Raw genomic sequence first — 23,133 nt, 5'->3', positions numbered from 1 at the left:
CGGCGGCGGCTTCAAACCGCGGCCATAAGCGGTCGAGACGAACCGTGCAACACGATATGGGAGTGAAACGATGAAGTCCGTCATGACCGCGCTTGCGGCCGCTGCTGCGTGCACATTTTTCGCCGGAACAGCCTTCGCCGAGCCCAAGACCAACCTTTTGCACCAATGGGCGACCGGATCGGACGCCCAGGCGATCGCCAAGCTCGGCGAGATGTTCACGGCCAAGGGCGGCAAATGGGAACAGACCTCGATTGCCGGCCACACCGCCAATACGCTGGCCAAGCTGCGCGCCGACGTGATCGCCGGCAATGCCCCGCCTGCCGTGCAGCTCAAAGGCCCTGAGATCGCCGAATGGAACGAGACCGGCATGACCGCCGATCTCGACGAGTTGGCGGCCTCGGAAGGGTGGGAGAAAGTGGTGGCGCCGGAATTGCTTCCGGTGATGAAGCCGACCGGCAAATGGGTCGCCGCGCCCATGAACATCCACCGCATCAACTGGCTCTGGGCCTCGCCCAAGGTCATGCAAGCGTCCGGCGTGGCGGAAATGCCGAAGACCTGGGCCGAGTTCAATGCCGCCTGCGACAAGATCGTCGCCACAGGCAAGATCTGCATCTCGCATTCGACCGCCGACTGGACGGATTCGACGGTGTTCGAGGTCGTGCTCTACGGCCAGGACATCGATCTCTACCGCAAGGCCTTCGTCGAAGGCGATGTCGAGTCCATGCGCAGCCCGGGGATGGTCAAGGCCTTCACGCAGATGCGCCTGATGACGAGCAGGTACATGGATCCGGGCATGGTCGGCCGCGACTGGGATTCGATGTCGGCGCTGGTCGGCAAGGGCGACGCGGCGTTCCACATCATGGGCGACTGGACGATCGGCCTTTTGACCGCCGCCGGCTTCAAGGAAGGCACCGACTATGTCTGCGCCCAGGCGCCGACCGATTGGGGCAAACCCGGCTTCATCCTCAACTCGGACTCGGTCGTGTTCTTCAAGCAGAAGGACCAGGATTACATCGACGGCCAGAAGCTGCTGGCCAGCCTGATCCTGTCGCCCGACTTCCAGACGGTCTTCAACCAGGCCAAGGGCTCGATCCCCGCACGCCTGGATATCGATCTGTCGAAGGGCTTCAATCCGTGCCAGCAGCTCTCGCAGAAGGATCTCCAGGCTTCGATCAAGGACGGCACACTGGTCCGCTCGATGGCCCACAACATGACCATCCCGCAGAAGATGCGCGGCGCGATCATGGACTCCATTACCGAGTTCGTGGCGACGCCGGACATGTCGCCGGAGGATGGCGCCAACGCGATGGCCGACGCGGCGGAAGCACAGAAATAGATGGCAATGGCCGGGCGCCATCCGCACCCGGCCATCCGCCATCCCGGTCCCGCGCTCCGCCAGTCCTGTGCTCTGCCAATCTCCGTGCTCTGAATGTCAAATCACGACCTGATCCTGTCGGTACCGGCGCCCGCCCGCCCCTGGCGCGAGCGGCTGGGCTCCGCGATGCCCTTGCTGGTGCTCGGCCCCTCTCTCGTGGCGAGCTTCGTCTACGTCTTCGTGTTCACCGGCTGGACGCTCTATATCTCGCTGTCCAACTCCTCGCTGCTGCCGACCTACGGCTTCGTCGGCCTGGACAACTACGCGTCGCTGTGGGCGAACCGGCGCTGGAACATCGCCTACAACAACCTGTTTTTCTTCAGCGCTTTCTACATCGTCGGCTCGATGGCGGTGGGACTGCTGCTGGCGATCCTGATCGACCAGCGCGTGCGCGGCGAAGCGGCCTGGCGCACGATCTTCCTCTATCCGCTGGCCGTCTCCTTCATCGTCACCGGCACGGTCTGGAGCTGGCTCTACAATCCGACCGACGGCATCCAGGCCATGGTGCGCGGTTTCGGCTGGGCGAGCTTCAGTTTCGCACTCGCCAGCGACCGGCACTATGCGATCTACGCGGTGATCATCACCGGTGTCTGGCAGGCCTCGGGCTTTGCCATGGCGCTGTTCCTGGCCGGCCTGCGCTCGGTGGATCAGGACCTCGTCAAGGCCGCGCAGATCGACGGCGCATCGACGTTCCGCATCTATCGCAAGGTGCTTCTGCCAACCATTGCGCCGATCTTCCTGGCGGTCGCCGTCATCCAGATCCAGTTCGCCATCAAGACCTTCGACCTCGTGGCGGCCCTGACCAAGGGCGGCCCGGGGATCTCGACCACCTTCCCCGCCATCTACGTCTATGACCTGATGTTCCAACGCGGCCAGATCGGCGAAGGTGCGGCCGCCGCCATCATGATGCTTGCCGCTGTTGCCGTGGTGCTGGTGCCCTATTCATTCTGGGTGGTCTGGCGCCGGCGCAAGGAAGCCGGCCATGGCTGACGTCTCCCTGGACCAGTCGCTCGACCGTCGCGCTGCCGCAGTCGCGTCGCGCCGGCATTTTCTCACCCGCTTCGCCATCTATGGGCTGCTGGTCGTCTTCGCGGCGATCTACCTGGTCCCGTTGCTGGTGGTGGTGCTGAATTCATTCCGCGACCAGCAGGAGATCGCGCGCAACGGGTTGATCTCGCTGCCGCGCAGCTTCCGCCTCGATGCCTGGGGCCAGGCCTGGAGCACCTATTGCATCGGCGGCACCTGCGAGGGCATGCAGCGCAACTTCTACAACTCCCTGAAGATGACGATCCCGGCCACGATCATCTCGACGGCGGTTGGCGCGATGAACGGTTACATCCTGTCGAAATGGCGCTTCAGAGGTTCGGAAGCTTTGTTCACCTGCATGCTGCTCGGCGTCTTCATTCCGGGCCAGATTTCGTTGATGCCGTGGGCGTTCATCCTCGGCAATCTCGGCCTCAGCAATTCGGTCTACGGGCTCGTCCTCATCCACGTTATCCAGGGCATTTCGTTCACCACTTTGTTTTGCCGCAACTACTACGTCAGCATCCCCGACGACCTGATCAAGGCGGCGCGCATCGACGGCGCCGGCTTCTGGCGCATCTTCCGCAAGATCATTCTGCCGCTCTCCTCGCCGATCCTGATCGTCACGGTGATCTGGCAGTTCACCGGCATCTGGAACGAATATCTGTTCGGCGTCGTCTTCACCTCCGGGCAGCAACAGCCGATCACGGCAGCGCTCGTCGCGCTGACGGCAAGCGGCACCAATGTGCGCGCCTACGATGTCATGAGCGCCGCCGTGCTGATCGGCGCGCTGCCGCCGCTGCTGATCTATCTCTTCGGCGGCAAGTATTTCGTTCGTGGCCTGACCCAAGGGGCGATCAAGTGAGGCGCCGTCAAGTGAGGCGCGATCCAGTGAGCGGAGCCTGTCTCCTGTCGCCGATCGTCCCGTCCGCCAAGAAGGGCATCGCATGTCGACATTGACCATCCGATCGCTGCGCAAGAACTTCGGCGCGGTCGAGGTGCTGAAGGGCATCGATCTCGAAGCGCGGAACGGCGAGTTCATCGCGCTGGTCGGACCGTCCGGCTGCGGCAAGTCCACTCTGCTGGCGATGATCGCCGGGCTCGAATCTGTTACCTCCGGCGAGATCCGCATCGACGGAAGGCTGGTCAATTCGGTGCCGCCGAAGGACCGCGACATCGCCATGGTGTTCCAGTCCTACGCGCTCTACCCGACGATGACGGTGCGCGAGAACATCACCTTCGGCATGGAAAGCCGCCGCGTCCCGAAGCCGCAGCAGGACGAGGCCGTCAGTCGAGTTGCTGCCTTCCTGCAGATCGAACCGCTGCTTGGGCGCAAGCCCGGACAGCTCTCGGGCGGCCAGCGCCAGCGCGTCGCCATGGGCCGGGCGCTGGTTCGCGATCCCAAACTGTTCCTGTTCGACGAGCCGCTCTCCAATCTCGATGCCAAGCTGCGCGTCGACATGCGCACCGAAATCAAGAAGCTGCATCACCGCGTCGGCAAGACCACGGTTTACGTCACCCACGACCAGGTCGAGGCGATGACGCTGGCGTCGCGCATCGCCGTGATGCACCAGGGCGAGGTCCAGCAATTCGACGATCCCGCCACGATCTACAACCGTCCGGCCAACATGTTCGTCGCCGGCTTCATGGGCTCGCCGGCGATGAATTTTTTGGCCGCGGAACTGAGCCAGGAAGGCGGTCACGCCACTGTTGTGTTGCAGACCGCCGACGGCAAGACGGCCAGCCTGCCGATCGTCCAGGCGCTCCCATCCGACACGCCGCGACAGCTTGTGCTCGGCATCCGTCCCGAGCATATCTACCGCTTCGATCCCGACCTTGCGCGCCGCAAGCCGGGCATCGCGCAGATCGATGCAGTGGTCGAACTGGTCGAGCCGACAGGCGCGGAGACCATGGCCGTCCTGCGCCTGGGCGGCAAGGAAATCACCGGCCGTTTCGACCCCGACGGCACGCCGCTTATGGGCGAGACGGTGACGCTCGGCATCGACATGGCGCGGGCGTGCCTGTTCGACCCGACGACCCAACGCCTGATCTGACCCGATCTGACCGAAGCTTGATCTGAAAAGAGTTCCGCCTTGTCCTTCGCCACCTATCCGAGCCTGTCCGAGCGTGTCGTGCTGATCACCGGCGGTGCGTCGGGCATCGGCGCCGACACGGTCCGCGCCTTCTGCGCCAATGGCGCGCGCGTCGCGTTTCTCGATCTGCAGCAGGAGGCCGGCGAGCAGCTTGCCCGCGACCTCGCCGCCGCGGCAGCGCACGCGCCCCTGTTCCTGCGCTGCGACGTGACCGATATCCCTGCCCTGCAGGCCGCGATCGGCACGGTGCGCGACCGCCTAGGGCCTGTCGCGGTGCTGGTCAACAACGCCGCCGATGACAATCGCCTCTCGGTCGCCGACGTGACGCAGGAATATTGGGACCACGCCCAGGATGTGAACCTCAGGCACCACTTCTTTTCCGCTCAGGCCGTGCATCCGCACATGAAGGAAGTGGGCTTTGGTTCGATCGTCAATTTTTCCTCGATCGCCTGGCGTTTCGGCGCGTCAGAGATGGCGCCCTATGCGGCGGCCAAGGCTGCGGTGGTCGGGCTGACCTTCGCGCTGGCGCGGGCGTTTGGCCCCGACAACATCCGCGTCAACGCCATCGAGCCGGGCGCCGTCATCACCGACCGGCAGCGGGAGCTTTGGTACAAGACCGAAGGTTCGGTCGACCAGGTCGTGCAGCGCCAGGTGATCCGCAAGGTTCTGCTCGGCGAGGAGATCGCGCGCACGGTGCTGTTCCTCGCCGCCGACGACAGCCGCATGATCACCAAGCAGTCGATCACCGTGGATGCCGGCCTGAGATGACCACACCTGACTCAAAGGATCGCTTCATGCTCGAGGTCGGCCTGAACCCCTACGGCCTGACCTATCATCTCGGCCTCCAGGGCCGCGGCACGCCACGCGCCAATCCGCAGCCAGCGGGGCTCGAAGGTTTCATCGCGCTCGCGACCGAACTCGGCGCGCGCGTGCTGGAGATCTGGGTGCCATGGCTGAGCGAGCTTTCCGACGACGCGGTGATCGCGCTGCGCGAACGGCTCGCCGGCCTTGGCATCACGCCGGTCGTCAGCGGCGGCCTGCTGGTGGGCGAACCGCTCGACGATGCGTTTCGGGCCGCGCGCCTGCTCAAGGCCAAAATCATCCGGACGGCGCTGACGCCGGTTCTCTGCGGCGACCGCAACGCCGCCGGCGCAAAATGGAGCGAGTACGCCGGCATCATTCGGGGGCGATTGGTGGAATGGGGTCCCCGCGCGAATACCGAAGGGTATGTCCTTGCGATCGAAAACCACCAGGACTTTACCAGCCGGGAACTCGTCGATTTCTGCGCCCTCGGTAGTGACAGTGTGGGCGTCACCTTCGACACCGGCAACACGTTCCCGGTCGGCGAAGCGCCGCTCGATTTTACGAAGGTGATCGCCCCCTATGTCCGCCATGTCCACCTCAAGGATTACCGCGTGCAGTTCACGACCGAAGGTTACCGGCTGATCCGCTGCGCCATCGGCGACGGTGCGGTGCCGTTTGCCAAGCTGTTCGCCATTCTTGGCCAGCACCACGATCGCATGACCGCCGTTCTCGAACCGGGCGCCTTAGAGGCCCGGCATGTCCGCTATCTCAGCGACGACTGGTGGCGCGGCTATCCGCAGAAGACGGCACGCGAATTTGCCGCCTGCCTGGCGGCCGCGCAGCGCAACCGGCTGCCCGACGATGCCGACTACCGCACGCCTTGGGAGCGCGAAGCCGACGTCTCACTGGTTTCCTATGAGCTCGACATGATCCGGCGCAGCGCCGCCAACATGCGCAAACTGATGGAGAATATCCGATGACGGCACGTGAACTCGATGGATTGACCGCCTTCGTAACCGGCTCCGGCCGTGGCCTCGGCCGCGTGATGGCCGAGCGCCTGGCCGAACTCGGCGCCAATGTCGCGATCCACGACATGGACGAGGAAGCGCCGGCGAAGTACGGCGAGTTCGCCAATCTCGGCGAAGTGGTCGAGCGCCTGAAGCGGCACGGCACGAAGGTCACGTCGGTGACCGGCAACATTGGCGACCAGAAGGCGGTGGCCGAGATGAAGCGCAGGATCGAGGCCGATCTCGGCGACGTCCATGTGCTGGTCAATTGCGCTGGCGGCGACATCGGCGCCAAGGGCGGCAAGCCGAACCCGAACAACGCCCTCGACATCGAACTGGACGACATCCGCGTGCTCACCGAGAACAATCTGATCGGCACGATGCTGGTCTGCCAGGCCTTCGTGCCGCCGATGAAGCAGCGCGGCGGCGGCTCCGTCATCAACATCGCCTCCGCGGCGGCACATCTCGGCTGCTCGCCCGAGGTCGTTTACTCCACCTTGAAGGCCGCGGTCGTGCATTACACGCGCTGTCTCGCCAAGGAACTGATCGACGACGGCGTGCGCATCAACGCGGTCAGCCCAGGCGCCACGAAGACGGCACGCTTCCAGGCGACCCGCACGGTCGATCCGGAGCGCATGGATTCGAGCAAGAAGTCGCTGAACCGCTATGCCGAGCCGGAGGAGATCGCCGAGGCGGTGGCCTTTCTAGCCGGCCCCCGCGCACGATTTATCAATGGGCAGGTGCTCCGCGTCGATGGCGGGTTTACGATCTTTCCGGGGTGATGGCGGGGTGCCTCGGATTTCAATTTCGGGGCCGAAAGCGGAAGGTCCGTTTTCGGGATTCCTGGGTTAAATTGCCCCCTCACGCCTCGAGCTTTTCGCAGCGTCAAAACGGCTGTGGAGGGATTGGCAGGCTATACCGCTGACGAAGCGCACATGTGACGCACCGAGGATAAGTAACCCCGCTTGGTCACGAGGGCGCTGCCGACCGGTTGGTCGAAACTGGCGCTGGTACTCGCTATTCACGAACTTGCCGATCACCCTGACGAGGTCCACTAAGCAATGGTGAACGTCATTTCTGAAGTCGCAAGCAACTCGGCCGCCCTACTCCATTGAGGTCAGCCATGCCTTCGCGGAGCCGACGCAATCTCTGCTGGAGCCTGCATGCTTCTTCAGGCGCAAGCGCTGTGTCTCAGTGCGGCATGAATCCTTTTCTCAGCCAAGCCAATATCTTGCTCCCATTGAGGACCCTGCGGACACGCCCGGCGGCCCAGCCAGCCTGCATGGTGGCGCCGGTGTGGCAACTGCAGACGATCTCATGCAACTGCCAATCGGAGAGTTCGAAGAAGCGTCTGGCTTCCCCGTAGGTATCCGATTGCATGCCCGACGCACGCAGCAGTGGATCGTCAAAGGCGACACTGATCGCCGATCCGACCGCGCGCGCTTCTCCGCGGACAGAGGGATGCAGATGCTCAGTCCCGGTGAGAGCCACAAGGGAGCGCGTCGGATTTCGATAGAGCAGTTCCGCCCACCGCTCTATCCGTTGCGTCCTTGTAGCCAGCAGAGCCGGCGATAGTGGACTGATGTCCGCGACTGACTGGAGTTGATCGAGTGTCTGGTGCTTCATGACTGCCTCCTGTTGGTCGTTCCAATCCCAAGGCCTTTGCTGCAGGATTGGCTCACACGCTAAGCCGCCTCGTAAAGGAGCGGCGGCCGATCAGGTGTTGCCACCAATCGCCCACAGGCACCACGCGGCGGCATCTGCAGCGACCCCAACTGCATTCCTTCGCCAATGTTCCAGCGGGATGAAAAAAACTGTGCGGCCGGCCGACCCGACGGACCCGGCTGGCGCACGCAGGATCCTGAACTGCTGGACGATGATGACGCAGGCCTGGAAAGGCGGCTAGGTTGGACCTTGCTTTTCAGGCTTGACCATGATGTTTCACTACCCGCTCGGTCATCGCGGGAAGGCCAGGAGCAGAGCCGCTGGCAACGGTGAGTTGCGGACGAGGGCGGGCGGTGGAGGACGACGCCCTTGGGCCGCCAGGTCACTGAAGGACCAACCGAAGCGGCGCTTCGGGCGTAAAAGCGATGTCCTTGTAGGTCTGCAATGTCTGCTTATGGAGGAACGGCGGCAAGGCCTCTTTGACCGGCATGGGGCGCATTGCTGACCGGCAGATTTTCGGCCGACAGCAGACCCTCTGCTGCTTGGGTACCCAGCACGCAAGCTGACATGTGAGACCTCGGTGCGAAGGCCGGGACCACGCCCTCTCGCGCTTGGTTCGCATGTTGGCGCTGAAGCGCCTTATCGTTCAACCTCGCGGCACATAGATCATATGAACCGTATCGTCATCGATCAATGTGCTCGACACCAGTTGCAGCGGAGGCCTTGCCTCGTGGAAGAAAGGCTTGCCCTTGCCGAGCACGAACGGCCTAACGTGCAGGTGATATTCCTCGATCAGGCCCAGCCTGGTCATAAGACCGGCCAGTTCCGGACCGGAAACGCTCAGGGTACCCTCCGTGCGGGCCGCGATATCGCGAATCTGCGTTTCAATATCGCCGGAGATGAGGGTGGCGTTGGGGCCTACCCGTGAAAGTGTGCGCGAAACGACCCATTTGGGCAGCTTGCGCCAGAGTGTCGCGAACTGGCGAAGCGGAGCGTCCCATTCCGCGTGATCATCGTCCCAATAGCGCATGACCTCGTACATCCGGCGGCCATACACAGCGCCGGCATGGTTGCGAATCGTCTCGATCCAGTACTCGAAGTGCTTCTGGCTTGGTGCGCCCATGACCAGATTTCCGGCAAGGTCATCGACATAGCCATCGATGGAAACGTTCATTCCCGAGATAAGTTTGCCCATAAGCAGCGCCTTCACATAAGTCGGCTCACGGATTAACCGCTTGTAATTTGCAAGCAGTCAGACGCTATCGCAACTGATTGCAAATCGCAAGCAGCATGGAAGGAAGCGTTCGTGCCGCAAACGAGCCCTGCCTTGTCCATCAACCCTGCACAGCTGGGTGATCCGTCCCGGCTACCGCCATCTACGCCTGCCGTCCCGAATCGAGTTGCACCCCAAGTCGCTCGTTCCGTCTCCACCGCACCACGGCGCGATAGCTGGTATGATCGACCGGCACGTGAAGCACGAAACGGTCGGGGATTGCGATATCGGCCTTCACCCGCAGCTCCGCACCGTGGGCGTGCTGGTTACAAACCAGACAATTGATACTGGCGTCGCCAACGCGGATTGTCGCTTCCTTCAGAACAAGATCACGGATATGCGACCGTCGCTCTATCGGTGGGTCAGCCGGCATTGCATTATCCCTCTGATTTGACGACCTGAAACTCTTCTGAACCCGGAATGGAAAGCGCGCTACCGGCCCAGCGGTTGCCTCGAAAGACTGACGAGCTCGGCTTCGTCGACCACGCCGGCCATATAGTTCGCGATAATCCGGGATGCGATGGCGTCGCGTGCTTCCGGCGATTGACCGTCGCGCTTAAGCTGCTCGAATACACGGCCCAACAGCTCGAGTTCGGATGGCTGCAAAACGCCGGCCTCGGTGGCTTTGCGTCGAATGGGCATTTGTGATCCTCCACTACGGTCAACAACATACGACCGCGGCAGGGAAACTCAACTCACCTGTCGAGGGCGCCGCGCGGGCGGCGCCGACCACAAATCCCGTTTACCCGAGCGGGGAGTTTTTCACTCAAAGCCACAGTGATCTGGCGTCCATACAAAGCCCGCCAGCAAAGCCGGCGGGCGCAATATTCATAAGATACGCCGCTAGAACCAGCTTCGGTCGCGTTCCTGGCTTTGCCCGAGCAGCATGCCGATCAACAACCCGGCAATGCCGCCAAGCACGAAAGCGCTGCTGATGGTGCCGGGATTTTGCTGGACGGCTTCGGACACCGTCTGCGCCTGCGATCTCAGCTGCTGCGTTGCCCGTGCCGCGCGCTCGGTCGCGCTGCCATACCAGCCGCCGGCTTCGCCAACGGCATCTTCTGCGCGCTCGGCAAGCGTCCGGTTGATCTTGCTGATCTCGCGCTTCAGCGATGCGACCTGCTTCTCCAGGGCCTCCTGGGCCTCTCGGGCGGAAATCTTCGGGGTGTCCTTGGGGGTGTCCTTCGCGGTGTCCTTCGGGGTGTCGTTCTCGGCCATGGCTGTTCCTTTCGTTGAGGCAGGGGGAACGGCCAACGGACAAGGATGGTTCCGCTGCCTGCGCTCACAGTCATTCACCCGGCCGGCCGCCAACTTTGGGAACACTCTCCCGATCCAACGGTTGTGGTTGACGGAGGGCACGCATTTGTCGAATCGATCGAGCCATGCTGAAACGCTGCGGACGGTCTCCGATCTGCTACACCGCGCCCGCCGTGTCATTCGCGACGGCGGCCATGCCGCGGCGATGTTCGAAATAGACACGCTGCTGCAGGTCGCCCAGACAGAGGTTGCGCGCCGCCTCGAACGCAACGATCGCTGAACCTCGATAGTTCACCGCGGGCGGTGTTCACTTGCCGGCGGCGAAGGGCCTCGTTTCCCTTTGCGATGGACTTGCAAGGCGCCCGTCGAGCCGGCCGCCGTCCTCAGCGCCGACATGGCAAAGGCGCAAAAAGCCGCTGACGAGGGGCCATCATCGCGGCATCGACCCTCCCGGCTATAACGCTTGGGCGGCGGAACAAAGCTTGGCCGCACTGGTTAGGCTCACAGCACGATGTGTGCCCCAACGAGGATTTCTGTCCATGAAAACACGTGTTCTTCTAGCTTCGCTGGCCACCGCCACAGCCATGATGTTCGCCCTGCCCGCCTTCGCCGCCGACAGCGCTCAGGACTTTGTCGACAAGGCCGCCATCGGCGGCCTGTTCGAAGTGGATTCCAGCAAGATCGCCGAGGGCAAGGCCCAGGATCAAGGCGTCAAGGATTTCGCCAAGAAGATGATCGACGATCACGGCGCCGCCAACGCCAAGCTTGCGACCATCGCCGGCGAACAGAAGCTGAAAGTGCCGACGGAGCTGGACGCCAAGCACAAGGCCGATCTGGAGGCTCTGCAGAATGCCAACGATGCCGTCGACAAGCCCTATGTCCAGATGCAGCGCAATGCGCATTCGGAGGCGGTCACGCTGTTCGAGAGCTATGCCAAGGACGGCGACAACGCGCAGTTGAAGACCTTCGCCTCCGAGACCTTGCCGACGCTCAAAATGCATCAGGAAATGGTCGAGAAGATCGCTTCCACCGACAATGCATCGTCGACCACCAGCTCCACCACCCCGGCCGTGAGCACGACCGACACCACCAATCCGGCCGCCCCGGTCCCGGGTGCCAACAGCTTCACCGAGGATCAGGCGAAGAGCCGCATTCAGGATGCCGGCTTCTCCGGCGTGTCCAAGCTGACCAAAGACGACCAGGGCATCTGGCGCGGTCAGGCCACCAAGGATGGCAAGACCACGACCGTGGCGCTCGATTATCAGGGCAACGTCGTTGCCGGCGCCAACTGAACCTCTGAACCAGATCGAGGAGATCAAGACCATGAAAACCGTAACAGGACTTTTCGACAACTACGATGATGCCTCCGATGCCGTCGGCGAACTGGAGGCAATCGGCGTGCCGCAGGCCGACATCAGCATCGTCGCCAACAATTCGGACGACTGGTACGACGATGGCGACACCTCCAACGCCGCCGAGGATGCAGCGGGCGGCGCCGGTCTCGGAGCCGTCATTGGCGGCGCCGGCGGGCTTCTGACAGGGCTCGGCATCATGGCCATTCCGGGCGTCGGTCCGGTCGTGGCCGCAGGATGGCTGGCCGCCACCGCGGTCGGCGCCGTTGGCGGCGCGGTCGTCGGTGGCGCTGCCGGCGGCATCGTCGGGGCGCTGACCGAGTCCGGTGTCCCCGAAAGGGATGCGCATGTCTATGCGGAGGGCGTTCGCCGCGGTGGCACGATGGTGACCGCCAGGGTCAGTGACGAACTCGCCGACGAGGCCGAGCGTATTCTTGGCGAGTCCAACTCGGTCGATCTGCAAGACCGCCGACGCGCCTATGAAGCCGGTGGCTGGACCGGCTTCGATGCCGATGCCGACCCCTACACCGACATCGAGGCCGAACGCGACAAAACGCGCAACGCCAGCCCACTCTGATCATCGAGTCCCGTCGTCGCCGTACAGCGGCGGGGCCAAGGGTGCTGTCGGTGCGCTGCAAGCGGCGTTCAAATTCGGCCATAAGGGGCGGGTTCTCATCGGACCTGCCCCTTTTCGCTGTTGCCTTGGCTTTACCGGCTCTTGCCGTGTTAGCATCGAACCAACGAAACCAGCCCCAGGAAGGCATGAGCCCGTCCCCGCAACTGATTGCCGAATGGCCGTTGTCGCCGTCAGCGACACTCGGGTCCGCCGTGCGCTCCAAGGGGATCGAACGTGAAGTCAGAGCCCGCCTGCCATGGGCAGTCAGGAAGCACGTCAAGGCCGAGACGGGGCGCATCGCATTGCGAATGTCGAAATCCGAAGCGGAAGCGTTCAAGGCCGCCTCTGCCAGTATCTCCAAAACACTGGAGGGAGTGGAGGCGCTGCCTGTGCTTCCACGCGAGGTCGAGGATATCCTTACGATCTCTTCGCGCGAGCGCCACAAATGGCTCAAGGACGGTCGGCTGCAAAGCACCGGCACACGCACCGTCAAGATGCGTGGGCGATCAAAGTCTGTCACCTTCCACGTTTTCGACCCGCGCCACATCGAGGACGTCCTGGACCGCGATCTGGCAACCGTGTGGAGAGAGCAGGATGTCCAGGAAGTCGCCGAGAACAGGCGGCGCGGCGCGGGCAAGGCCGCGCTGACGCGCGCGGGAAAGGGCACCGGCCAGGCGCGCACTGCGAGGAAGGCCCGGAACACGGACGGCCCGCCGCCCGGATTGAAGGGCTGGGATGCGTTCGAGGACGAAGGCCTGCTGCGATAATGATGCTGGCGCTTGCCCTTGTATTTTGGGCGTGTGCGGGGCGAGCCTCAGCCTCAGCGCATCAATCCCGCTGCCCGCAGCGCGTCCTCGATGACCTTGGCAATCCCGCCCGCCGGACCGCCTGGCGGATTGACAGGCTCCGGGGCCGGATCGACACGGACGGCTCGCGGTTTTTCCTTCGGCGAGAAAGGCTGCAATGCAGTGCCTGAAGCGGCCTCGGCTTTCGCCGTGCGTCGTACCTCTGGCTTCGTCAGCCCCCAGAAACGGGCGATGTGGCGCGTCGAGGAAATCCCGACATCCAACATGAACGGCCCTGCTTTGCCGAGAGCATTGTCGCCGCCCGCCTGCAATGGCGTGCCATGGCCCATGCCGGCAATGCTGTATGCCTCGACCACGTCGCGGCCTTTGCCATCGGACCAGACTTTGCGGCTCTGACCGTCGACCTTTTCCGTGCGTGTCGGCGCTTGAGCGAGGCCGTGCACGCCCTGCCATTGCGCCAGCACCGCGCCGGCATTGGAAGGCACCACGGTCGTGTCGGCCGAGCCCTGCCAGATCGAAATCCTCGGCCACGGCCCCTTGTGCGGCGAAGCCTCCCGCAACAGACGCTGCAGGTCGCTTCTGGACGGGCCGCCATGGCCACGCATGCGGTCGAAGGCTTCGGGGATGGTCGAGGCGCTGCCATAGGCAAGCCCGGCGATGATCGCGCCACCGGCAAGCACGTCCGGGTAGGTCGCCAGCATCACCGCCGCCATGGCGCCGCCGGCGGAAAGGCCGGTGACGAAGATCCGCTTGCGGTCGAGACCGTGGGTGACCACCGCCGCCTCGATCATCTGGCGGATGGACAGCGCCTCGCCGCTGTCGCGGCTTATATCGCCCGGCACGAACCAGTTGAAGCAAAGATTGGCGTTGTTGGCGCGCTGCTGCTCGGGGAAAAGCACGGCAAAACCCTGCTCGTCGGCGAGTTCGGTCCAGCCGGAACCATGGTCGTAGCCGGCGGCAGTCTGGGTACAGCCATGCAGCACCACGACCAGCGCCGCCTGCTTCGGTAGGTTTTCAGGACGATAAAACCGCGCGCGCAAGGCGCCCGGATTGGACCCGAACCCTGTCATCTCGGACAGGTGGTCGTCCTTGCTCTGTCCTGTACCGGCTGGCCGGCCGCGTATCGCGCTCAGCCGGGCGATCGTATCGGATATGTCTCGCAAATCGGTATCCTTGCGCGCCGGAATGGGCAGACTCGTGCACACAACGCACACGCAGCAATATCGTTGCTGCACTGCACAATAACAAGCGGCACGGCCGATTAAATGACCGGTGGATCACAGGATCCGCTGCACAGCTTGTAACGACGAGCGCAATTTGCCCCGGCTGACCTCTGGTCAGTCAGCCGGTCGAGGGCGGCAGGCGCTGGCTCACCAGCGCTGATGCACGTAGGGCTTGATGTTCTCATCGTAGACCGCCTTCACCTTGGCCATCAACTCGGAGGATAACGGCGCAAGCTCAGCCGCTTCCGCATTGGAAACCGCCTGCGCTGGATTGCGGGCGCCGGGAATGACAACCGTCACCGCATCGAACATCAGGATCCAGCGCAGCGCGAATTTCGCCATGGTGGTGTCGCCTGACACCAGCGGCCGCACCTTCTCGACCGCCGCCAGCCCGACCTCATAGGGCACGCCCGAAAACGTCTCGCCGACATCGAAGGCTTCGCCATTCCTGTTGAACAGGCGATGGTCGGTGGTCTCGAACTTGGTGTCCGCCCTGAACTTGCCGGACAGCAGGCCGCTGGCCAGCGGCACGCGGGCGATGACGGCGACATCGTTCTTTTTCGCCTGGTCGAAGAACAGCTCGGCCGGGCGCTGGCGGAAGGCGTTGAAGATGATCTGCACGCTGACGACGCCGGGATATTGCATCGCCTTCAGCGCCTCTTCGACGCGCTCGACGCTGACGCCGTAGTTGCGGATCTTGCCCTGCTCGGTGAGCTTGTCGAGACGCTCGAACACCTCCGGATGATAGTAGAGATCGGTCGGCGGGCAATGCAGCTGCACCAGGTCGAGCGTGTCGGTCTCGAGGTATGTCAGGCTGCGGTCGATCCAGCCGGTGAGGTTCTCGACGCTGTAGCCCTCGACCGTCTGCTTCGGCAGCCGCCGTCCGGCCTTGGTGGCGATGAACGGGCGCGCGCCACCGCGTTCCTTCATCACCCGTGCGATCAGCTTTTCCGAACGGCCGTCGCCATAGACGTCGGCGGTGTCGAGGAAGCTGACGCCGGCATCGAGCGCGGCATGCAGGGCGGCGACCGCATCGTCGTCATTGACCTCGCCCCAGGCGGCGCCGATCGCCCAGGCGCCGAAGCCGATCTCGCTGACTGATCTGCCGGTACGGCCAAATTTCCCTGAATGCATCTCGCTGTTCCTGACTTGCGGCTTCGCCGGCAATGCCGGCTCCATGATTGCGATTTTTCAGGGAGCCTCATACCGCATGGCAACGCGATTGACATCCCTCTTCCCTGGATTTACCAGATTACAGGGTTGTATGACAACCGGGTAAGACTGCAACGGTTGGAGCCGGGAGGAACATGTCGCTGATTCGCGAACTCGATCTCCGGCGGGGTCGCCGGATGAGCAGTCCGTCAACCGTGGTTGGCCCCCTAATCGTGAACAGCCTTGTCGCGCAGATCCTCGAAGCGGGCATAGCTTTTGGTCAGATGGCTGCGCATGGCGCGGCGCGCGGCGTTGACGTCCCTGGCTTCGATGGCCCCGAGAATGGCGCGATGCTCGCGCTGCATGCGGTCGAGATATTTTTCCCGCTCATCCTCGGTCATGCGGTCGAGCCGCGTCCAATGGCGCGGTACCATGGCGCTGCCGAACGTGTCGAACAACCGGGTGAAATTCGGGTTCTGCGTCGCCGCCAGAATGGCGCGGTGGAAACCAAAATCCTCTTCCGAGCCGGAGCCGCCGGCGCGCACCGCCGCGTCCAGCGCGTCGAGCCGCGCGCTCATCTGCTGGAGCGCCGCCTCGCTGCGCCGTTGGGCCGCAAGGCCGGTCGCTTCCACCTCGATGCCCATGCGCAGTTCGAGCACGCGCAGCACCTCGTCGATCGATTCGAGATCGTCGGGCAGCACGGAAAATGTCTTCGGCATCGGGTCATTGGTGACGAAGGCGCCGAGCCCCTGGCGCGTGGTGATCAGCCCGCGCGCACGCAGCGCCGCCAGCGCCTCGCGCACCACGGTGCGGCTGACGCCTGTGGCAGCAACAATCTCCTGCTCGGTCGGCAGCCGCTGCCCCGGCGCAAGGTCGCCGGATTCGATCTGCGCAATCAGCGTGTTGACCAGACCCGTCCGCAGGTTGGGCGCCTGCGGTATGGCGTCGAAAGTCATGGGCTCCGCCATCGGTGGCACTCCGGTTCGATTCTTGTTCGAAGGCCGAATCTTATTCAAAGAATTGCATCGACGGGTGCCCGCCGCAAGGTGACGAAAGTTCGGCCCGCTGGCACGAGCCATGGGAGGATTGCATGAAAGAACGCATCGGCTTCATCGGCCTGGGCAGCATGGGCGCCGGCATGGCCGACAATCTGCTGCGCAAGGGCTGGCCGCTGACGGTGCATGTCCACCGCAGCCGCACGGCCGCCGACCGGCTGATCGCCGCCGGCGCCACCGAAGCGCCAAGCCCTCGCGCGCTCGCCACCGCGAGCGACATCGTCATCCTGTGCGTCACCGGCTCGCACGAGGTCGAAGCGCTGGTCAAAGGCCAGGATGGCCTTGCTGCGGCAGCTAAGCCGTTGCTGATCATCGACTGCTCGACCTCCAACCCGTCATCGACGACGGCGCTTGCCGCCGACCTCGCGGAGCAGGGCATGACGCTGATCGACGCGCCGCTGGCGCGCACGCCCAAGGAAGCCACCGAGGGCAAGCTCGACGTCATGGTCGGCGGCCCGGCCGAGATCGTCGCCCGCGCACGGCCGGTGCTCGAAGCCTTCGCCGCGCGTGTCGTCCACACCGGCCCGACCGGCAGCGGCCACACCATGAAGCTGCTCAACAATTTCGTTTCAATGGGCTATTCCGCGATCTATTCGGAAGCGCTGAGCCTCGGCGCCAAGGCCGGCCTGACGCCGCAGGTCTTCAACAGCGTCATCTCCGGCAGCCGCATGGATTGCGGCTTCTACCAGGCCTTCTTCGATTTCGTCTTGAACCGCAACGAAAACGCCCAGCGCTTCGCCATCGGCAATGCGCTGAAGGACATGACCTATCTCGCCTCCTTCGCCCAGTCCGCCGGCATCGCCAACCCGATCGGCGCGGCGGTGCGCAACGGCTTTGCCACGGCAGTCACCACCGGCCACGGCGAGAAGTTCGTGCCGGCACTGTCGGATATTGTGGCGGGGTTGAATGGGGTGTCGCTGGTGGAGGCGTTGGCGTGAAAGAGGGGTGCTGCGTTAGGCGGTCAAGAATTTTGTCAATTTTTCTCTTGATTTTGGTATAAAAGTCCCCGATACTCCCCCAAGAAAAGGAGAGTCGGTTGCGCATGTTCCCCACTGAGCCCTTCATTCGCCAAGTTATGGGCTCCTATGAGCCGGAGTTGTGCAAAATCATCCGGACAGCTTGGGACAAGCTCTCGCGCAACCCCGATCGCAGTACCTTCGACCTGAAGCGCACCGTTGCGGTCAACATGCACCAGAATGTTATGAACGCGGTCCGTTCGGCCTACGTGGACTCCTCCGAGGTTCGGTTGCTTGAAGGCCATGAGACGATCCGCCTGCTGTTGAAAAAACAGGTGGTCGTGCGTTTGAAAAAGATGGATAGGCGTGGCTACACGCGCGCGCAGCCGACGCAGGCAACCTTGGCGTTCACCAATGTCTGCTCTCTGCCGTACGCTCACGATGAGTTCCCCGAAATCCACACTGTTGATTTCGGGTACGTCCTTAACGAACTGGAAACCAAGATTGAGACTATCCTTGTTGCGGCCCGGTTCGGAGAGTCGGTGATCTGGAGCTACGTAGCCAACGATGTCGCCGGGGAAGCACCGGTGGTCGGAACGATTTCGCCGCCGCTGGCGCCGGCATCGGGCACAGCAGCAACTATCATCAGGCTTCCGGTCACTCATAAGGACCGGAAAGACGATCAGCAGAAGTAGGTTATGCCCGGCTTTAATGGAGCAATGCTGCGTTTGGCGCGGCAATTTAGAGGATTCCACCAGAAGGAGCTGGCGGACCGCGTCGGCGTCGACGCGGCTATCCTGTCGCGCGCCGAGAATAGTGCACTCCAACCCTCACAGTCGGTGATCGAGAGTTGTGCCGAGGCGCTATCCGTTCGTGCCGCCTTTTTCGAAAAGAACTATCACCCCTCCGGCATTCCACTCAGCTTTCACCCGATGTGGCGCAAGAGGCAGTCCGTGTCGCAGCGCGAGATCGACCGTGTATTGGCTGGAGCCAATATTCGAGCGATGCATCTTCGGGAGCTGATGCCATCGATCATCTTCGAGCCTGAACTGAAACTCCCACAGTACGAGCCCGGGGAATATGGCAAGAACTGTCGCGAGATCGCAAAGCTTGTACGCCGAGCATGGAGCATTCCCGCTGGGCCGCTGATCAACCTGACCGACTTTGTCGAGCGTGCTGGCATCTTTGTCTTCCACACAGATTTGGAAAAAATCGACGTTGATGGTCTGACACTTCGGCTTGCCGGCCTACCTCCAATTGTCGTCTTAAACGGCAATTTGTCGGCAGACCGTATGCGCTTCACGCTGGCGCACGAACTGGCGCATTTAGTTATGCATAGCGTTCCCTCACCAGAAATGGAGAAGGAAGCCAATGAATTCGCCAGCGGCCTTTTGATCCCTGCCGACGATATCCGCCCGTACTTCAAGGGCCGCCGTATTGACCTACAGTTGGTGGCAAGGCTCAAGCCTGAATGGCGGGTATCGATGGCAGCCCTTTTGTATGCAGCAGACGAGCTTGGTTATGTCGGACCAGGCCAGAAACAACTCTTGTGGAAGCGATACAGCGCCATGGGATATAAAAGTCGCGGAGAACCTCAAGAGTTGAATTTCCCCATTGAGCCGACAGCTCTCAATCGCCGTCTCATTGACGCTCACCTAAACGAGCTTGGTTATTCACTGGACGACCTGGCTGACCTGTTCGCGCTCTGGCCCGACGACATCTGTACGATATATGGAATTGACAAACCCCGTTCTGGTCTACGACTTGTTCGATGACGGCGATCAGCAAGCGTTTGCTGCCGATTAATCCACCGCTGCGGCCTCTTTTCGGCAACTCGCTTTCTGCGGTGCCCGGTGGCATTCTCGCGGGCAACCGGACGGAATGATGGCCCATTCCGCGGCCTGCCGGTGGATCACCTTCCTCGGCCTCGTCAAACCGCAAGATCGGTCGAGCGCGACATGTCCGGAACCGCCTATCTGGTGTCGCCACGCAGGACGAGACGTTGATGACGCCACTTGAAAACTACCAAGCCCGGATGCAGCGGGTGCTGGACCACATAGACCAGCATCTGGACGACGATCTGGGCCTGGAGGCGCTAAGCGGCGTCGCGGCGTTTTCGAAATTCCATTTCCACCGGCAGTTCACGTCCACCTTCGGGGTGTCCGTGCATCGCTATGTCCAGCTCGCCCGCCTGAAGCGCGCTTCGTACCGGCTTGCCGAGAGCGACGCCCAAAGCGTCACCGACATAGCGATGGATGCCGGTTACGACGCACCGGATGCCTTCGCCCGCGCCTTTCGGCAACGGTTCGGACAATCGCCTTCGTCGTTCCGGAAGTCTCCCGACTGGGGTGCGTGGCTCATGGCCTTCGGGCCGCTCGACAAAGCAAGGACCACGCTCATGCAGATAATCTTCGAACCCGACGACGTAATGATCCGCGAAGTGCCGCCGACGCCGGTGGCGATCATGGAGCATCGCGGCGACCGGGCGACGCTCCAGGACACCATCCAGCGCTTCATCGCCTGGCGCAAGGCGGCCGGCCTCTCGCCCGAGAGAAGCCCGACCTTCAACATCTTCCGTTCCGAAAGGGAGCCGGCGAACCCGGCCGATTACAGCATGGATATCTGTGCCGGAACCGACCTGCCGGTAGAAGGCGGGCCGATCGAGGACGCCCAGATGAAGGCCGGCGGGATCCCCGGCGGACGCTGCGCGGTGCTGCGCTACCCCGGCAACACCAACAATCTCGAGCCGGCAGCGCTCTACCTCTACCGCGAATGGCTTCCGGCCAGCGGCGAGGAGGCGCGCGACTTTCCGATCTATTGCCAGCGACACTTTTCGTCGAACGGACCGGTGCGCGAGGTGGTGCTTGAGCTGTTTCTGCCGCTGAAATAGCGCGGTGGGGTGGCGGCCTATCTCCGGCCCTGAGCTGGTTGAGCCGACGACCGAGTGAAATCTGTATGGCGCTCCCCCACTCCGTCTCGGCTTCGCCGAGCCACCTCTACCCCCACATTCGTGGGGGAGAGGAAACCCAAGCTTTTGAAGGGCTGCGATCTCGGAGATTGGCATTTCCTCATCCCCATGAAATGGGGGGTCCGAAGGACGGGCGAGACCCGTGGCTCGCCCCGGCAAGGTGGCTCGGCGAAGCCGAGAAGGAGTGGGGTCAGCGCTGCCATAGGCGATTGGCCCAGCGCGCGGACAAGGCAAGCTATCCCTAAGCCTGCCCGCGCACAGCCTTCCGCAATCTCGAATGCCGCACCGGAGACGCTGTCTCGGGCCCCGGCACTGCCTCCGCAGCTTCCCCCTCATGCAACCCCACCCGCAGCGCCGCGCCCGCCAGATGGTCGCGCATCGCGGCTTGCGCCCCTTTGGCGTCGCCGGCACGGATCGCTCTCAGGATGCGCTCATGTTCGCCGAGCGTGATGCGGGCCATGTCGTCCGACTTTTGCTGGTTGCCGGCGGCGAGAATGCTTTCGCGCACCCGCTCGGACACGAAGACCAGGAATTGGCCCATGTAGGAATTGCGCGTCGCCTCGGCGACGGTGCGGTGGAATTCGAGGTCGCTGCGCAGCCAGGCGACGCTGCCATAGGGGGCGGCGCGCATGCCGGACAGCGCATCGCCCATGGCTTTGAGATCGGCGTCGCTGCGCCGTTTTGCGGCAAGGGCCGCCGCCTGCACTTCGAGGATGCCACGCAGTTCGAACAAATTGCGAAACGAGTCGGCGCGCTGCAGCGTCTCATGGTCGATGGTCAGCACCGTCGGGTTGTTGCTCTCGACCACGAAGGCGCCGCGCCCCTGCTGCGACCAGATGCGGCCTTCCGAGCGCAGCCGCGCGATCGCCTCGCGCACGACGTTGCGGCTGACGCCGAATGTGGTCGCCAGCGCCTGTTCGGTCGGCAGTTGGTCACCCGGCTTCAGGCGCCCTTGCGCGATCTCGCGCGAGATGGAACTGGCCACCAGAGTGGAGAGGTGTGGGCCGCGATTGACCTTGTCGAGTTTCAGCGTCATCGCTCACCTATAGTCGACGGCGGCGGCCGGCGCCAGAATGCGGCCGTTGCTCAAGATATGGCGCGGGTCGAATGCGTCCTTGATGCCGGCGGCGAGGTCGAGCGTCACCGGATCGATGCGTTCGAGGAACGCCTTCTGCTTGACCCGGCCGATGCCGTGCTCGGCGCTGATCGAGCCGCCATAGCGATCGACGACGGTGAAGATCTCGGCTTCCGCCTGCTCGAACAGATGTTCCATCGCCTCGATGCCCATGCCTTCCGGCGGCACGACGTTGAGGTGGATGTTGCCGTCGCCGACATGGCCGTAGGTGACGGCCAGCGCATCAGGCCGCGCCTTCTCCAAGGCGGCCAGCGCATCGGTGACGAAATCGGCAAGCCGCGAGATCGGCACCGAGACATCGGTGCGCAAATAGCGGCCGCCCCTGCCCTGCCGCTCGACCATGATCTCGCGGTAGAGCCACAACCGCTCACCTTGAGCCCTGGTCGAAGCGATGACGCCGTCCTCGACGATGTCCTCGACGCTGCCGAGAAACCCCAGCAGCATATTGGAGAGGTCGATCAGCCCGCCGGAGGACACCTCGATCAGCACATAGGCCGGGTAAGGCTGGCTGAGCGGATCGGGAAAATCCTTGCCCTCGCGCATGGTGATCTGGATGCCGACGCGCAGGATCAGTTCGAAGGCGGTGAGCAGGTCGCTACAATCGCGCCGGGCGCGGGCATAGAGCGCCATCGCATCCTCGACGGAGCGCAGGCCAACCAGCGCGGTTTCGATCTGCGTCGGCTTGGGGAATAGTTTCAGCGCCGCCGCGGTGACGATGCCCAGCGTGCCCTCCGAGCCGATGAAGATCTGCTTCAGATCATAGCCGCGATTGTCCTTGCGCAGCACTTTCAGCCCGTTCCAGATGCGGCCGTCGGCCAGCACCACTTCGAGGCCAAGCACCAGGTCCCGCGTCATGCCGTAGCGCAGCACGTTGAAGCCGCCGGCATTGGTGGCGACATTGCCGCCGATGCGGCAGCTGCCCTGCGCGCCGAAGGTGATCGGCAGCAGGCAGTCGCTCGCTTCGGCGGCGCGCTTGGCATCCTCGAGGATGCAGCCAGCCTCGACCACCATGGCAAAGTCGATCGGGCTGATCGAACGGATACGGTTCATGCGCTCCAGCGAGATGACGATCTCGCCGCCATCCGCCGCCACTGCGGCGCCCACGAGCCCGGTCAGGCCGCCTTGCGGCACGACCGGAATGCGCTCGGCATGGCAGAACCGCATCAGCGCCGACATTTCATCCACCGAGGAGGGCCGCGCCACCGCCAGCGGCCGGCCGAAATGATCGCCCGACCAATCGCGGCTGTAGCGCGCCAGATCCACTTCCTCGGTCAGCAGCCCGCCATTCGGCAGCAGGCCGGCCAGGGCTGCGATCTGCGATGCGGAGGTTGGCAGCACGGCATTCATGGATTGGCTCTGGGCCCCTCGGCAAA

General features: G+C 63.3%; 25 protein-coding genes. 15 read left to right on the top strand and 10 right to left on the bottom strand.

Translation table 11 applies throughout. From position 1 onward, the window contains the following. The first annotated feature begins 70 nt into the window (after window positions 1-70). From NKI64_RS04760 to NKI64_RS04730, 7 genes are all read left to right on the top strand, one after another. Entirely contained in the window at window positions 71-1,336 is a 1,266-nt protein-coding gene (locus NKI64_RS04760; protein WP_352666736.1) for an ABC transporter substrate-binding protein, read from the top strand. A 93-nt stretch (window positions 1,337-1,429) separates the two neighbouring features. Then, complete coding sequence (locus NKI64_RS04755) at window positions 1,430-2,365, top strand: carbohydrate ABC transporter permease (RefSeq protein WP_023700958.1); 936 nt, start codon at window positions 1,430-1,432, stop codon at window positions 2,363-2,365. Continuing rightward, window positions 2,358-3,263 (top strand): carbohydrate ABC transporter permease, encoded by a 906-nt coding sequence (locus tag NKI64_RS04750; RefSeq protein ID WP_023671100.1) that lies wholly within the window; start codon window positions 2,358-2,360, stop codon window positions 3,261-3,263. The genes NKI64_RS04755 and NKI64_RS04750 overlap by 8 nt, the downstream gene beginning before the upstream one ends. Window positions 3,264-3,345: 82 nt before the next feature. Then, window positions 3,346-4,452, top strand: coding sequence for an ABC transporter ATP-binding protein (locus tag NKI64_RS04745; RefSeq protein WP_352666732.1), 1,107 nt, complete (start codon window positions 3,346-3,348; stop codon window positions 4,450-4,452). Window positions 4,453-4,491: 39 nt separating this feature from the next. Beyond that, window positions 4,492-5,259 carry an SDR family NAD(P)-dependent oxidoreductase gene (locus NKI64_RS04740; RefSeq protein ID WP_352666729.1) on the top strand — a complete coding sequence of 256 codons (768 nt, stop codon included), beginning with the start codon at window positions 4,492-4,494 and terminating at the stop codon, window positions 5,257-5,259. A 26-nt stretch (window positions 5,260-5,285) separates the two neighbouring features. Further along, complete coding sequence (locus NKI64_RS04735) at window positions 5,286-6,275, top strand: sugar phosphate isomerase/epimerase family protein (RefSeq protein WP_352666726.1); 990 nt, start codon at window positions 5,286-5,288, stop codon at window positions 6,273-6,275. Continuing rightward, entirely contained in the window at window positions 6,272-7,084 is an 813-nt protein-coding gene (locus NKI64_RS04730; protein ID WP_023710874.1) for an SDR family NAD(P)-dependent oxidoreductase, read from the top strand. Before NKI64_RS04735 ends, NKI64_RS04730 begins: the two co-directional genes overlap by 4 nt. Before the next feature lie 409 nt (window positions 7,085-7,493). Here the strand turns inward: NKI64_RS04730 and NKI64_RS04725 are convergent, their stop codons facing one another. The 5 genes from NKI64_RS04725 to NKI64_RS04705 all read right to left on the bottom strand — a co-directional run bounded on the left by NKI64_RS04725 (window position 7,494) and on the right by NKI64_RS04705 (window position 10,458). After that, window positions 7,494-7,928: a hypothetical protein gene (locus NKI64_RS04725; RefSeq protein WP_023671095.1), complete on the bottom strand. Its 435-nt coding sequence runs from the start codon at window positions 7,926-7,928 to the stop codon at window positions 7,494-7,496. A gap of 685 nt (window positions 7,929-8,613) precedes the next feature. Beyond that, the gene (locus NKI64_RS04720; RefSeq protein ID WP_352597657.1) at window positions 8,614-9,162 is read right to left on the bottom strand and encodes a dihydrofolate reductase family protein; all 549 of its coding nucleotides are present in this window, start codon (window positions 9,160-9,162) and stop codon (window positions 8,614-8,616) included. Between the two features lie 181 nt (window positions 9,163-9,343). Next, window positions 9,344-9,613, bottom strand: coding sequence for a PilZ domain-containing protein (locus NKI64_RS04715; RefSeq protein WP_023726509.1), 270 nt, complete (start codon window positions 9,611-9,613; stop codon window positions 9,344-9,346). Between the two features lie 59 nt (window positions 9,614-9,672). Next, window positions 9,673-9,882: a hypothetical protein gene (locus NKI64_RS04710; protein WP_023671091.1), complete on the bottom strand. Its 210-nt coding sequence runs from the start codon at window positions 9,880-9,882 to the stop codon at window positions 9,673-9,675. 201 nt (window positions 9,883-10,083) lie between these two features. Beyond that, window positions 10,084-10,458, bottom strand: coding sequence for a hypothetical protein (locus tag NKI64_RS04705; protein WP_352597658.1), 375 nt, complete (start codon window positions 10,456-10,458; stop codon window positions 10,084-10,086). A 145-nt stretch (window positions 10,459-10,603) separates the two neighbouring features. Here NKI64_RS04705 and NKI64_RS04700 point away from each other — a divergent pair, with 145 nt between their 5' ends. From NKI64_RS04700 to NKI64_RS04685, 4 genes are all read left to right on the top strand, one after another. Beyond that, window positions 10,604-10,777, top strand: a complete 174-nt coding sequence (locus NKI64_RS04700; protein ID WP_155923304.1) for a hypothetical protein — start codon at window positions 10,604-10,606, stop codon at window positions 10,775-10,777. Window positions 10,778-11,036: 259 nt separating this feature from the next. Then, window positions 11,037-11,789: a DUF4142 domain-containing protein gene (locus NKI64_RS04695; protein WP_352597659.1), complete on the top strand. Its 753-nt coding sequence runs from the start codon at window positions 11,037-11,039 to the stop codon at window positions 11,787-11,789. A gap of 31 nt (window positions 11,790-11,820) precedes the next feature. Beyond that, complete coding sequence (locus NKI64_RS04690) at window positions 11,821-12,426, top strand: general stress protein (RefSeq protein WP_023710869.1); 606 nt, start codon at window positions 11,821-11,823, stop codon at window positions 12,424-12,426. Window positions 12,427-12,611: 185 nt separating this feature from the next. Next, window positions 12,612-13,232 carry a hypothetical protein gene (locus NKI64_RS04685; RefSeq protein WP_352666718.1) on the top strand — a complete coding sequence of 207 codons (621 nt, stop codon included), beginning with the start codon at window positions 12,612-12,614 and terminating at the stop codon, window positions 13,230-13,232. Between the two features lie 53 nt (window positions 13,233-13,285). On the opposite strand, the gene NKI64_RS04680 is transcribed toward NKI64_RS04685, so the two are convergent. From NKI64_RS04680 to NKI64_RS04670, 3 genes are all read right to left on the bottom strand, one after another. Then, the gene (locus NKI64_RS04680; RefSeq protein ID WP_352666715.1) at window positions 13,286-14,434 is read right to left on the bottom strand and encodes an extracellular catalytic domain type 1 short-chain-length polyhydroxyalkanoate depolymerase; all 1,149 of its coding nucleotides are present in this window, start codon (window positions 14,432-14,434) and stop codon (window positions 13,286-13,288) included. Between the two features lie 207 nt (window positions 14,435-14,641). Further along, the gene (locus NKI64_RS04675; RefSeq protein WP_352666712.1) at window positions 14,642-15,628 is read right to left on the bottom strand and encodes an aldo/keto reductase; all 987 of its coding nucleotides are present in this window, start codon (window positions 15,626-15,628) and stop codon (window positions 14,642-14,644) included. A gap of 245 nt (window positions 15,629-15,873) precedes the next feature. Further along, a complete protein-coding gene (locus tag NKI64_RS04670; RefSeq protein WP_352666709.1) occupies window positions 15,874-16,614 on the bottom strand; it encodes a FadR/GntR family transcriptional regulator in 741 nt (246 codons plus the stop codon). Between the two features lie 2 nt (window positions 16,615-16,616). Between NKI64_RS04670 and NKI64_RS04665 the strand changes: the two genes are divergently transcribed. The 4 genes from NKI64_RS04665 to NKI64_RS04650 all read left to right on the top strand — a co-directional run bounded on the left by NKI64_RS04665 (window position 16,617) and on the right by NKI64_RS04650 (window position 20,547). Next, complete coding sequence (locus tag NKI64_RS04665) at window positions 16,617-17,639, top strand: NAD(P)-dependent oxidoreductase (RefSeq protein WP_352666706.1); 1,023 nt, start codon at window positions 16,617-16,619, stop codon at window positions 17,637-17,639. A 98-nt stretch (window positions 17,640-17,737) separates the two neighbouring features. Further along, the gene (locus tag NKI64_RS04660) at window positions 17,738-18,352 is read left to right on the top strand and encodes a hypothetical protein (protein ID WP_352666703.1); all 615 of its coding nucleotides are present in this window, start codon (window positions 17,738-17,740) and stop codon (window positions 18,350-18,352) included. Window positions 18,353-18,355: 3 nt separating this feature from the next. Continuing rightward, entirely contained in the window at window positions 18,356-19,432 is a 1,077-nt protein-coding gene (locus tag NKI64_RS04655; RefSeq protein ID WP_352666700.1) for a helix-turn-helix domain-containing protein, read from the top strand. A 230-nt stretch (window positions 19,433-19,662) separates the two neighbouring features. Further along, window positions 19,663-20,547: an AraC family transcriptional regulator gene (locus NKI64_RS04650; RefSeq protein ID WP_502901365.1), complete on the top strand. Its 885-nt coding sequence runs from the start codon at window positions 19,663-19,665 to the stop codon at window positions 20,545-20,547. Window positions 20,548-20,866: 319 nt separating this feature from the next. Here the strand turns inward: NKI64_RS04650 and NKI64_RS04645 are convergent, their stop codons facing one another. Continuing rightward, window positions 20,867-21,661, bottom strand: coding sequence for a FadR/GntR family transcriptional regulator (locus NKI64_RS04645; protein ID WP_352666694.1), 795 nt, complete (start codon window positions 21,659-21,661; stop codon window positions 20,867-20,869). A 3-nt stretch (window positions 21,662-21,664) separates the two neighbouring features. Further along, window positions 21,665-23,107: an FAD-binding oxidoreductase gene (locus NKI64_RS04640; RefSeq protein WP_352510334.1), complete on the bottom strand. Its 1,443-nt coding sequence runs from the start codon at window positions 23,105-23,107 to the stop codon at window positions 21,665-21,667. Window positions 23,108-23,133: the final 26 nt, after the last annotated feature.

The sequence above is a fragment of the Mesorhizobium sp. M0478 genome, assembly GCF_040321305.1.
Lineage (GTDB): Bacteria > Pseudomonadota > Alphaproteobacteria > Rhizobiales > Rhizobiaceae > Mesorhizobium.
The sequence above is the reverse complement of the archived record's forward strand: the minus strand, read 5'-3'. Positions and strand labels throughout refer to the sequence as shown.